Here is a 13691-nt window from a genome sequence, read left to right as displayed (position 1 = left end):
TACGGGGCAAAATTACAAAAAATAAAGTCAAGAAAGGTAGACAATTGGTTCATATTTTAGCTCTATCGTACAAAACCCGCCATTAGAACGGATAACCGATAGCAAAATGCCATGCCATACCATCTTTAAACTTCGGAATATTATAATATCCCTTCTTACCTGTATCATACGGATCATGCAGTGCCACTCCCCAGTCAAAACGGAATACAAGGAAGTCCAGGTCGTAACGCAGACCGGCACCGGTACCCAAAGCAACCTGTTTCGGGAAATTCTTCAACGTCAGCTGTCCATCAGGACGGTCTTTATCCTTACGCATCAACCAGACATTACCTGCATCGAGGAAAATAGCTCCGTGCAGGTCGCCGAGAATACGGAAGCGGTATTCCACGTTTGCTTCCATACGGATATCGCCCACGTGGTTGATATAGGAATACTTTTTCTCTTTATCGGGTGGATAGCCACCGGGACCGATACTGCGGGCAGAATAGGCACGGATACTGTTGGCGCCACCAATATAGAACTGTTCGGTATAAGGCGCAGTCGTTGCATTTCCGTAGGACCAGATTACTCCTCCTGCAATACGGGAAGCAATCATCTGGTTCTTGTCTATCCTGTAGTGATAGCGGAATTCCGAATTCAGCTTCAAGAATTGTGCGAAAGGTACTCCCAGCAATTTCTTGTCTTCCTTGCTGAAAGACTGTCCGAATGCCTTATAAATCAAAGAGGTCAGATTACCGGCAGATCCGAATGTAGTCTGCCACCAGATGGGATTACGTACATTGCGAAGAGAAGCGTTATCATAGGTGTAGGTATATTCCATCTTGGGAATAAACTGATTACGGAGACTGATGTAAAGAGCCGGGTTCTGAGCCTGTATTTCTTCAAAAGCCGCAGTCGGATTGCGCAACACATTAAATGTCAGTTGGAAGGGCGTGATACTATGTTTCCGGGTAGGCACAGGCTGAAAGTCATACGTGACGTTTCCACCGAAAGCAAGCAGTTTGTAGTACTTGGCACGGTTCATCTGGTCTATGTAGACACGGAAGGTGGTGGAAGCCGGGAAGTCATATTCCTTGGTACCCATCCGGGGGAAGACGATACGTGGGAAGGTAAGTGCAGAAGATAGGCCCAACTCGTAGCTATTCATCAGCGAGCTGCTGTTCTTACCCGTCTGCCATTCATAAGAACCGTTCACTTTCACATTCCAGGTTTCACCACCACCGAAGACGTTGTTCTTCGTTACGGTGAAGGCGGCACCGGGACCGGTCTGGTTATTGCTCTTCATGGTGACATTAAAGTCCAATTCGGCATCATACGGTTTATCCAACATGGCACGGATATTCACATCCAGCGTATCGGAAACGAGTGCCGTATCGCGGGGTGTGTACTGCATCTCCAGATAACGGAAGATACCCACACTTGCCAGACGCTCCTGGATACGGGTTTGCCGGTATTGGCTATATAGCTTTTCCGGACGACGGCGCATACCTCCCTTGTCCAGTTCCTGGCGTTTCCGTTGGTAACCTTGGTAGTTCAGCCAACGGTGGAGCATATTGGGACGTATCTTCAGTTTATCGTAATAGTGTATCCAGAAAGTCTTGTAGTAAAGACTGTCATTGGGTATTTGTCCTTGCGGGCCGTGGAGGTAGAAATTAGTTTTACCTACAAAGAAAGGGCGTTCGGCGTCCTTCGGCATACCGGGAACAGGAATCATGCGCAGGCTGACGTGCCCACCGGGAACGAGAGTTGTATCGGCCTGGTAAGTCAGGTAGTCAGGGCGAAAATAATAATACCCCATATTACGCAGCAAACCGCTGATGCGGGTACGCTCACCATCAAGATCAGTAACATTGAACTGTTCACCCGGACTGATCAGGGAGCGCCGGCGGCCAAGGTTGATAATCTGCATCGTCGTACTATTGAATCCCCGATAATATACGGTATCAATGAAGTACGGGTTACGCATATCGACCGTGTATTGCAATTTAGCTTTCAGACTGTCCTTAGGATTAACGAAAGTTTGATAACTTACCGTGCCATTGAAGTACCCATAATCGTGCAGGATATTCGTCGCTACTTTCTGCCGGATGTCCGGATTAACGGAAGATATGAGTACGGGAGTGGCGGCAAAGCGATTGAATATCCACTTACCAAAACCTTTTTTGTACTTCGCAAAACCATTATACACCCACAGTCCGAATGGAAAAGGGATGCGGTATTCGGAGCTACCGAGCAGGGAGTTATTGGGAGCTTTGGCAAGGGCGGCTTCCACTTCTTCCATAGCAGTCTCGCCTACCTTGGTATCAGAGCGGTTCTCTACAATCATCGGCTTCTGACCGGTGTAGAGCACTTCGCCTTCGGGCAGGTGCTTAGTAGTGGAGCAGGCTGCTAGAAGCAGGGTTGCAAGGAGGATGTATACGAGTTTCTTCATTTTGATTCTTTAAATTGCGCTATTGTTATTTCTTTTACACTATTCGCTCACAGGTTCTACTTTCTTCTTTCTCTTGAATATGAACAGCTCACTCAGGCGGTCCATCTTACGGCGAAGCACAAGGCCGACACCTGTCTCGGTTATCTCACCATCGAGCACACTTTCATAGTTTTTGTTGTGGAACACGCGGACATAGCGTGTACCGCTATTGTCCAAACGATATTCCAAAGAAATATTATCGATGAATGATTCTACGTCATTCGTTGCATTAGCGCCACTGGATACTTTTCCACCGATTACAATCTGTATACGATCATTGAAGAAACGCTGAGAGTAGCGGAAACTATAGTCCGTCTGTTTATCACCCGTTTCAGCAGCGGTACGGTCTTCAATGCCGACACTGAGAGAAGCGTTCTTCAGATTTCCGGTCAGCGCATTAATCTGACTTTGCAGCACGCTGTTCAGTGCGGAACCCATAGTTAAGCCACCACCTTTTCCGCTGTTATAAAGATACATACCTGTGGCAAGCATGGTAATGGCTTGCTTGCTTCGTTCATCGGCACTCATTCCTGCCAGTTCGCCCTGTACGGTAGCATCATCGGGAGCACTCAGATTAAAGCTTAAATCAGGGTTCTCCAAACGGTTCTTGATGCTGATGGAAACGTCGAAGTTCACCATGCGCGAACCGCCGTCATCGCCATCGGATACAGAAGCGCGGACACGTTCCGTAGCAGTCAGGTTGAGTGAAGGGTTCATCGGATTACCCGTCCAGTCCACATAACTTCCATTGACAAACTGGAACTCTTTCAACGGGATAACGGGCAGGGCATATTTCATCATACCACCTATCAACGTATAGCGACCGGACAATGTGAGATCTCCTTGCGGAGTATATTGCAGATTCAGGTCACCTCCACCTTCCAGTTCCACACGACTACTGCGGTCGGGGCTAAGATCAGCACGCAAACGTACGGCATCATCGATGTGCACAGACATCAACATATCCATACCGCCGAGCGACATGGTGGGGACCTCAGTTGCCTGCACCGAAGTAGTATCCGTAAAGGAAGTGAACGTGACAAGTTCACCCAAACGGTCTTCTACAGTCAGAGGAGAGTCAGTCAACACATAGGTCACATCTGTGTTACCCAGCAGATTCATGTTTCCACGCATAGTCAGTCCATCCAGCGGACCACTTACAGTGGCATTTAAATCTACAAAGATTTTGCCGTAAATCATACTTTCCTTGGTACGGGGAGCATCAAGCAAAGTGTAGTTCTGTGCACGCAGGTTCAACTTCGCTGTCGGATTTTCCATATTGCGGAAGTCTACGTTCCCGTCTATCGTAAAGGGATTCCGGCTGGTGGTGTATATGGCAAACTTATTAAAGATAAGTTGATTATTCTCTATCTTCAACGGACGATTGTCAAACCAGTAACGTGCACCTGCCTGACGGGCATAGACGGACACGCTGTCCAATGAGAGGTCACCGCTCAGTTTAGGCTTCTCCATGGCACCGCTGATATAGAGTCCGCCGTCGATGTCACCGGTAAAGGCAACTACCTGGTCGGGCATGAAAGCATTGGCAAGCGAGAGTGGGAAATGCTCAAAAGTAGTGTTGACTTCAACCGAATCGCGCCCGTTCTTCTGGGTCAAGACGGCATCAGCGGTCATTACCTCCTGATCTCCCGACCGGAAATAGGCATTCAGATAGTGTGTACCTTTATCACCCGGAAGCCAAGTGGCACCCAATCCGATGTTACCTACCGGCTGGCGTTCGTAAGTCAGCTTTTCCACACCGGCCTCAGCGGAAACTTGCAGTGAGGTTGCGGTCTGTATATAGTTGGCTTCTGCCGAGAAAAGTCCCGTGATGCGGGGCATATATGGCAGAATACCGCTCAGTTTATCCAGGCGGAAACGTATGAGTTCCAAATTGATATTCTGCAAGGAAACGGTGTCGGAACGGTCGGACTGCATGCGGAAGCAAAGTCCATCGTCGCTGTCCATATCCACATTGGCATAAACGCGCATATTCTTATGCAAGTAAATCCAGTCGCTGTTATCAACAAAGCGGAACTTCTGGAAAGCAATAATAGGCTCGGCAGGTGTCAAACGGAAGGCAATACCATTACCCCTACCCCGGCCCTCTATCAAAGGACGGGCATTGATACCCAGATCGAGCCCGGTATCTCCTTTCGCATCCACATAATTCAAGGTCAGTTCGGCATCTTCATTACGGATTTCACCCGTCAGTGTACTGCGGAAGACAAACTGCGGGTTCTTTGGACCATTAATGACACCACCCTGCAACTTCATGCGTGCAGTATCTTGGCTGATAGCGAAGAAAATAGTATCCAGTTGCAGGGAGTCCATACGCAAACCATGTATAGCAGTACGCCCATTGATACCTCGTCGGGGGGTAGTGCCGAAACGCAACACAAAATCATCAAAAGAAATATCCTTAGTTGCCAGGAAATAACTGACAGGGTTCTGTTTACCGGCTTTCAGTTGCATACCGGCTGAAGGCAGTGCTTTCCGTAATTCTACATGATCGAGTTGCTTCAATTCTATCTGCTTGGTAAGAAGCGTAGAAAAGGCAGTACCTTGTTCCAGCAATTTCTTCAGTGTGCTGCGGGCACGGAACTGGAAGTCGAGGTCGCCTGCATCCATACTCATCTTGATAGAGTCATGGCGTGCTTCGGCACCGAGAGTGAAAGCGAAAGGATGCTTCAACGGCTTGGGAGAAATTCCTAACTCATGTAAACCGACATTCTCCACATTCATAGCCACCTTGCCATCCAGGTATTTACGATCAAGGCGCATATCGGCATCCGCCTGCATTTTCAGCAGGGCATTGTCGCTCGTCATGTGTACAGTGGCTAGAGCGGATTTCAATCCGGCTGTCAGGTCAATACCGGAAATATTCCAGTGTCCGTATTGTAATTCGCCGAGAGAAGCTTGTACAGCAGCCACGGTACGGTGGTTGGCGGGATCGAATCCTTTTCCTTTAGCGGCAACCTTAGCCGAAAGGGTATAGATAGAATCTTTAGGTAAGAAGTGGTGTACTTGCAAGGCGTCCACATGAAGGTCTGCCTGATAAGCTTCAGTGGCAGTGTTATAGTGCGCCAACAAGTTCAATAACCCTTCACGTTCTTTCAACTTAAGCGTAGCATCATACTTAGGTCCATCCATGCCAAGACGTGCTGCCAAATGCATACTGTCCGGCACTACTATGGAGCCATCCGGGGTAACGCCTGTCAGTCCGGTAAGGAAATTCAGATTTTGTGTCCGGATATCGAAGTCAATGCTTCCGTTGCGCGTCAGACTGTCGGTAAGATTCCAAATTTCACCACCACCATTCAAGGTAAAAGCACCCGGCAGATCGATGTTGAAGCGGGAAATCTGCATCTGCTTAAAGTTACCTTCCGTACCGGCACGGATAGTAAGGGGACGGAAAGGATATGCATCCTTGAATGTATCAGGTAAATCACCTGCAAAGAGCATCACATCCTGCTTGCCGATGCGGGCATTGAAACGAGCGGAGAGTCGTCCGGAAGTAGGAATTTCCACCAGTTCCCAATAAGTCTGGGCAGTGAAATCCATTTCACTGTGTGGGGTAAGTAATTTTAAGGAAGGCACCTGAATGACTGTGGAATCAGCATATACCCTTCCCGTCAGTGAAGTGACGCTCAAACCGGAACGCTCGTTCATGGAGAATTCCCGGATAACGGCATTGATATTCCGTCCATGATAAAGCACGGAGTCCACCCCAATACGAATATCCCGCAAGGCAATGTGCGAAGCATCAAATCCGGGAGCAGGTTTCACACCGGTGCTATCAGTAGCCGCAAGACTACCGGTATCTATCAGGCTATTAATGGCACTGAGCAACTGGCTGCCCGTGTCATAGTTCACCGTAGTACTGCTCAATTCAAATTTCTTCAGACCGTACATCTGTCCGCCCAAGTCAGCAACCGCATCATCTACCTCTGCATCACCCAGACGGGCAGCAAGACGCATGGAATCCAACGGCATTTGCAAATCAACGGAAACGTTTTTCAGTGCCAACTTGTGCAAGGCTACTTTCCAATTAAGGGCGGTAGTCGCAGTGTCCGGTTCGGCAGTGGTAGTATCATTCATCACAACGAGCATATGAGTATCGCTCAATTCCACACGATTGATGACGGCATCCTCTTTCTTCAGGTCTATGCCATGGCTTTCAAGGAAGAAACGTCCCAATACGCCACGTATGCGGATCCCCTCTATCAGATCGGCAGAGTTCAGGAAAACTCCGTTCACGGTTACCTCATCCACTTCTACTTGTCCACGTATCAACGGCCATGCCTGCACGCGCACGTTCAGGCTTTCCAGGGTTAGCAAAGTATCAGGAGTTTGTTTCACGGCAAGAGAGTCACCGGGAGCTGAGGATATTTGTTTATCTGCCTGTATAGGCTGAATGACCTGCACACCACGTACCAAAAGGTTCAGCGGAAAGCGGAGGTCAATGCGTTCAACAGATATATCCATACCCGTTGCCTCGGATGCGATGGCAGTAGCTTGCTTCCGTATCAGGTTCTGTACGGGAGGGATATAAAGCAATACCATCAATATTGCAAATAATATGATAGGGGTAAGTAGTATCCACACTACCCATTTTAACCATTTTCTTCTCATTAGGACGTCAATCGATAGTCAGTGTTTAAATCGTTACAAAGTAAACAAATTCCAACGACATTTGGTTGATGCAGAAGACAAAAAGGCTATTTATTCCACTATCCGGCACTTTATACCGCGAGGGGCGTTGCCAATATTCAACGCCCGTCTGAAAATTACTTCACTTTCTCACGTACCAACTAACGAAAGTCAGACAGTGTCATACCGTACATATGGGTGAAGGTTTTCAGGCATGATCAAGGGCATGTTCAAGATCATGAAAGAGACACTACTCACAAAATTTCCCTTTGCACATATTTTTCAATATTTATCCTTGCTGTTTATCAATAAATCCCCTACCTTTGCTTCCATCAAATAGATATGACAAGTATGTTCCGGCAATCAACAAACAGGCTCACGGTGTGGCTATTCGCCCTCTGCCTCCTCTTTCCTTTCAGCAAATTGTCTTCTGCATGGCGTAATACAGCCACGCAGGATAAGGCTTTTTCAATTTCAGCTGTATCAAAAGCATCTCCTGACAGCATAATGCCTGAACGCCTTACGTTTCCCGATTCCGTGGCACTTGCAGCACCCGAAGCTGCCGGAAGGAGCGTTTCTTCTCTTGTAGCTTACTTGAAACAGCATCTCAGCACAGACGACCAACTGGCACGCGCCATCTACACCTGGGTTTCAAGAAATATTAAATACAATGTGTACATAACCTATACTTCTCGCAACGAGGAAGCGGATGAGACGAAAGAAATACAAAAAATACTATCCGAACGCAAAGGTATTTGCCAGGATTATGCGTTACTTTTTAAAGCACTGGTGAAGGAAGCGGGAATGGATGCTTATGTTATTGATGGCTATAACCGCAGGGACGGTGCCTTACTGCCCGACCCACATGAATGGTGCGCAGCCAAAGTAAGTGGGAAATGGTATATGTTTGACCCTACATGGGGCGCCGGATTTGTGGAAAACTACCAGTTCATTCCTTCCCCGAATCATCGTTTCTGCAAGCTGTTACCGGATACATTACTGAAAACACACATGCCTTTCGATCCGATGTTCCAGTTCCGCGAACGTCCACTGAGCTATGAAGAGTTTGATACAGGAGTTGTAGATGAACAACGCTCAGTACCGGTGTTCTATTGGGCGGATACATTGGCGCTATATGCACGGCAGGATACACTGGAAAGGCTGGTAAGTGTCAGACAGCGCATGTTATCGAACGGACGAAGTAATGATTTGGTTTATTATATGCTGGAACTTACGAGTAACAACATCCGCATCGCCGGCTACCAGAAGATTCTGAATGCTTACAATATGGCAATGGATTTACAGGGAAAAGCTACGGACGCCATCAATGAATTCGTCCGTTACCGGAATAAGGCATTTGAGCCCCTGAAACCGGATGCAGAAATTCAGGCGATGGTAGATGTCCCTGAGGAATTGATAAACCGGGCAGATAGTGCGATCAATAGCATCCGCACCGCACCGGAAAGATATAGGGAACCTATCCTGAAATTACGGGATCAGATAATGGAAGTGGCAACAACCGTATATAAACATAAACTTTTTCTGAGGCAGTACTTTAAGCTACCGGCCAAGCAGAGGAAAGGGATGTTTAAGCAGACGAAATAAAAAGGAAGGCTTGTTCAAGTATATCTTCTATCAGGTTTAGAGCAGCAAGCGATTTCTCTTTTATTTTTTCATCAAAAGGTACTCCACGTGAGGCTTCAAGCTCTTTCAATAAAGTAACAAGATCATTGGCTCCCAACAGAGTAAACAAAGGAAGCATCTTATGGCCCATAGCGGCAATGCCATCTGTGTCTTCTGTTTCCAATGCCTGTCGCAAGCGGTCAACATTCAGGCGTGTTTCTGTGACGAAACTTTCCAGTATGGATTTTGCCGCATCCGGATCATCACCGGAAAAAGCGGTAAGGGCGGAAAAATTCAAGGTAGAAGAAGGGGCGGCATCAACAGTAGCAATATCTGCTTGCAGCACACCAATCTCTGCAAGCAATTCATTCACCGTAAACGGCTTATGCAGACTTCCGGCAAAACCATGTTGCAGAAACTCCTCACGCTTCATATCACTACGGGCGGTAACGGCAATCACCGGAATTGTCTTGGCTTGCGGGATATTCGAAGCACGCAGCAGCCTCAGCAAATCGAAACCATTCATGGCAGGCATTTGCACATCGGTCAGCAGCACATCGAAAGTATCAGTACGGAGGGCTTCCAAAAGTTCATCCAGTTGCAGGCAGGTTACGGAAGTAATACCACTCTGTGCAAGCATGGCGGCAGTGAGAGTAAGCTGAATGCGGTCATCATCAATCAAGAGAATATGTAATGCGGGTATCTGAGTTTGTGAGTCCTCACTTGGTTGTTCATTCAAGGCGGAAGTGTCATTATCCAATGCCACCGGATACAGAGGTACCCGTAACGTGAATGTGCTCCCCTTTCCGAGTACGCTATCCACCTCAATACGTCCCTCCAGCAGTTGCACCAGCATACGAACAATGGACAGTCCCAGTCCGAATCCCTCCTCTCCCTGTGCTCCGGGCAGACGGGTGAATTCCTGGAAAATACGCTCACGGTCACCAGGATCCATCCCCTTTCCCGTATCGATAACAGAGAGTTTCAAATGGTTACCGGGAAAAACGGAATCGCCTTTCGGCACAAAAGAGGCGGTCAGGGTAATGCCGCCCTCTGAAGTAAACTTCACTGCATTAGAGAGCAGGTTATTGACAATCTGGCGTAAGCGCAATGGATCACTGATAAAAGCTCCTTTCAGTTCCGGATCTATCTCACACTTCAAAGACAATCCTTTGGCAGAAGTCAGTGGTTCGAAACTGACATAGATTTCTTCCAGCAAGCGTGCGGGATGGAAAGTAACACGATTTATCTCAGCTTTATTCAAGTCGAGGCGATGGAAGTCGAGCAAGTCGGTAACGAGCTTCAGCAGGTGTTCCGAAGAAGTTTTCATGTTGTCGAGATAGAAGCGTTGCCTTCCGTCAACGGTAAGCCGGGAGAGCAAGTCAGCATATCCCATAATGGAACCCAAGGGAGCCTTGAAATCGTGGGTAATGGCAAGCATCAACTTTTCGCGGGAGGCAAGCAACTCTTCGGCAAAACGATTGGCTTCTTCCAATTGACGCCGATAACGGTTACTACGGGTGACATCCCGCCAGATCATGACAAGAAAGATAACGGACAGCACAACAGCCCCGGCAGCAATACCCGAAATAATCGTTGCAGAACGATGCCGAACAGCTTTCTGATACTCAGCCTCTTCGCGGGCACGCATCAGGGTTTCCTGTTCATATCCTTTCAAAAGACTGTCGATACGAGCACTCAGTGCATGATCAAGACGTTGCAAAGTTCGCTTACGACGCTGCATCACACTATTGGTAGCCCTCTTCTGTTGGGCAACAGTGCGCAGCTTCGCGTGCAGGGAATCAACCGGATTATAAGCATCGAGTACAGTATCCGTAGCAACTTCAAGGGTTGTTTGCACCTGAACAGCTGAATCTTTGCGTGGTGGGACGAAGACTTCTCCCAAACGGCGGAAGAAACTTTTCTTCTTGGGTTGTGTCACAACCGTATCGCGACGGGCAATAACCCGGCGTTGTACACGTTGTTGGGTGATAATAGTATCCTGTTCGGCAATAATCTGTTCCACTTCACGGGCTGAAATCATGCTGTCATTGGCTTCGCTCAGTGTACGCAGCAGGCGGACGGTATTAGCATCCTTCTCTCTCAAAAGCCCTATCAGACTGTCCGTACGCAGAATATCACTATTATCCGAACTCATAAGATTCTCCATTTCCCGGTGCACGAAGAACAGGGAATAAAGCAAGACTGCCAGCAGGACAGCATAACCGGCAGCTATCTTCTTCTTGGAGACATTATTCATTTATCTTTCGTTTTATAGCGGAAACGCAACCAGAGCATAATACCCGCACTAGTCAGTCCGAACGGGAAGGCCATCCATACACCGACCGTACCCCAGCCCAGCACGAAACCGCATAAGTATCCTACAGGCAAAGATATAACAAAATAAGAAATAAATGCAATGAACATCATCGGTTTTACGTCGGCAATACCACGCAGGGCATTGGCAAAGCTGATTTGCAGTCCGTCACCAAACTGATAAACCAAGAATGGAAGGAACAAAGAAGATACCATGGCAGAAACCTCCACGCTATCCGTAAACCAGCCCCCGACCTGATTGCGCAACAGAAACACGATACTCAGAAGCACCACCGCCATTGCCAAGATGAGATGATAGCCGGCATATGCCGAACGGCGGACATTCACCATATCGTTCTGCCCCTTGAAGTTACTGACGCGAACGGCAATCGCCGCCCCCATCCCATAAAACATCATAAAGGTGAACTGAGAAATAGTGAGCATAATCTGATGTGAAGCCAAAGCAATAGTTCCCAGCCAACCAACCATAATCGTGCTGAGACTGAATGAAGCCGTCTCCATGCCCATCTGCAAACCGACAGGCCACCCAAGTCCATTCAATTTCCTGAACATCTGTTTCGACCATCCCAAGCGGAAGAACCCTACTTTATATCTCAGGAACCTCCGACTACGAAAAACAATCAATGCAAAAGCAATAACCATGACGATGCGTGAGAACAGGGTACTGATACCCGCACCGAGCAATCCCCATTCCGGGAAACCGAACTTTCCGTAAATCAGCACATAATTGCCGACAATATTCAGCGCATTTCCACCAAGAAGCACCCACATAGCAGTCTGCGTTTGAGTAATGCCATCCGTAAATTGCTTAAAGCCATTGAACAGCATGACAAATACCAGGGATGCAAGTAGAACCAGAAAATAAGGTTTTATCAAGGGAATCAGTTCCGCGGGTTGTCCCATGTATTCCACACAGAAATAGACGACAGTCATAATAAGCGTCAGCAACAGTGCTACCAACACATTGGCAAGCAGACTTGAGCGCAAAGCTTGTCCAGCCTCCATGAAACGACGGTTACCGTAGAACTCACCCACCACAGGCGTCAGTCCATAAGAGAAACCGGTACTGAAAATAATGCAAAGTGTAAAAAGATTGTTGGTGAAAGAAGCGGCAGCCAACTCGGCCGTGCTATGATGTCCCACCATCAAGGTATCGGCAAATCCAAGAACAATGACTCCCATTTGACCGATAACGATGGGAAGTCCTAAGTAAAAGAGGGCTTTATAATGCCCCTTGTATGTAGCAATTAATCTATTCATTTATCTTTCCCATAATATAATACCACCGAGTTTTCCTCACGAAAAGTCTCTTGTGCAACTGTCTTCAGACGTTCTGCCGTCACTGCGCGATACCGTTCTACCTCACGGTCTATATCCTCCGCTTGCCCGGTCAGTTCGAACCATGCCAGATTTGTAGCTACATTCAGGTAATTGATATTCCCGAATATCTGGGTGGATTCAAACTTATTCTTTACTTTCTCCAATTCCTGTTCTTCTATCGCCACTTGCTGCAACTCCTGCAACTCTTTACGTACAGCGGCCTCAGCCTGTTCCAGTGAGACTCCGGCTGACGGTTTTCCACTGATATGCAGCAATCCCGCATCACGCGTTCCCGAAATATAAGCATCTATACCGGAGAACAATTTCTGTTCCTGCACCAACCGACGGTTCAAGCGACTGGAGCGTCCGTTACTAAGGATATCTGAAAGAATATCAAAAGCATAGTAATCAGGATGCTCGCGACTACACATATGAAAAGCCATAAACAGCGCATCCAAGGGAACAGGACGTTTCACTACCTGTCTGCGTTCCTGCGTCTGTACGGGTTCCTGCGGCAATTGTCGCACAGGCACATTCCTGTGGGGAATCGGGCCGAACCATTTTTCTGTCAATCGAACAGCTTCTTCCCATGATATATTTCCGGTAACGGCAAGCACGGCATTATTAGGTGCATAAAAGCGGTAAAAGAATGATTTCACTTCCTCCAGTGTAGCTTGTTCGATGTGCGATAAATCCTTCCCGATGGTAGGCCAGCGGTATGGATGCACCTCATAAGCCAACGGACGGATAAGATGTCCCACATCTCCGTAAGGCTGGTTCAGACAACGCTGTTTGAACTCCTCCATGACCACACCGCGCTGCACTTCAAGGCTTTGTTCACTGAATGCCAGTTCCAGCATACGGTCGGACTCCAGCCAGAAGCCAATCTCTACATTCGACTTGGGGACGGTGAGGTAATAGTTCGTAATGTCATTGTTCGTCCAAGCATTGTTTTCGCCACCTGCCGACTGCAAAGGAGCATCATAGTCGGGTATATTCACAGAACCGCCAAACATCAGATGTTCAAACAGATGGGCAAAGCCGGTATGTTCGGGATCTTCGTCCCGGGCACCTACATCATAGACGATGTTCAGTGCTACCATCTGAGTACTGAGATCCTGGTAATGCACCAGTCGCAGACCATTAGGGAGAATATGTTTATTGATTTTCATAAAATAGCGATGTTACTTATCGGAGAAAGGAATTTCTTTCTGTAGGGTTATGAATTAATTCACCACAGAGTAACACTGAGTTTCACAGAGTTTAATCAATTTGAAATCAAAAGAAT

Annotated in this window: 6 protein-coding genes; 1 reads left to right on the top strand and 5 read right to left on the bottom strand. The window is 47.6% G+C overall.

Annotated elements, in window-relative coordinates; translation table 11 throughout:
• Positions 1–82: 82 nt before the first annotated feature.
• The gene (locus tag K429_RS0114160; RefSeq protein WP_026367291.1) at positions 83–2431 is read right to left on the bottom strand and encodes a BamA/TamA family outer membrane protein; all 2349 of its coding nucleotides are present in this window, start codon (positions 2429–2431) and stop codon (positions 83–85) included.
• A gap of 39 nt (positions 2432–2470) precedes the next feature.
• On the bottom strand, positions 2471–7105 hold the full coding sequence (locus tag K429_RS0114155; RefSeq protein WP_026367290.1) for a translocation/assembly module TamB domain-containing protein: 4635 nt from the start codon (positions 7103–7105) through the stop codon (positions 2471–2473).
• A 360-nt stretch (positions 7106–7465) separates the two neighbouring features.
• Between K429_RS0114155 and K429_RS0114150 the strand changes: the two genes are divergently transcribed.
• Entirely contained in the window at positions 7466–8728 is a 1263-nt protein-coding gene (locus K429_RS0114150; protein WP_231501854.1) for a transglutaminase domain-containing protein, read from the top strand.
• Here the strand turns inward: K429_RS0114150 and K429_RS0114145 are convergent.
• The 3 genes from K429_RS0114145 to K429_RS0114135 are packed head-to-tail and all read right to left on the bottom strand — an operon-like array spanning position 8712 to position 13575.
• The gene (locus K429_RS0114145) at positions 8712–11006 is read right to left on the bottom strand and encodes an ATP-binding protein (protein WP_007219819.1); all 2295 of its coding nucleotides are present in this window, start codon (positions 11004–11006) and stop codon (positions 8712–8714) included. The genes K429_RS0114150 and K429_RS0114145 overlap by 17 nt on opposite strands.
• On the bottom strand, positions 11003–12343 hold the full coding sequence (locus tag K429_RS0114140) for an MATE family efflux transporter (RefSeq protein WP_026367288.1): 1341 nt from the start codon (positions 12341–12343) through the stop codon (positions 11003–11005). The genes K429_RS0114145 and K429_RS0114140 overlap by 4 nt, the downstream gene beginning before the upstream one ends.
• Positions 12340–13575, bottom strand: a complete 1236-nt coding sequence (locus K429_RS0114135; protein ID WP_026367287.1) for a pitrilysin family protein — start codon at positions 13573–13575, stop codon at positions 12340–12342. Before K429_RS0114135 ends, K429_RS0114140 begins: the two co-directional genes overlap by 4 nt.
• Between the last annotated feature and the right edge of the window lie 116 nt (positions 13576–13691).

This window comes from Bacteroides sp. 14(A), from assembly GCF_000526555.1.
GTDB classification, from domain to species: Bacteria; Bacteroidota; Bacteroidia; order Bacteroidales; family Bacteroidaceae; genus Bacteroides; species Bacteroides cellulosilyticus.
This window is presented reverse-complemented; position numbering and strand designations above follow the sequence as displayed.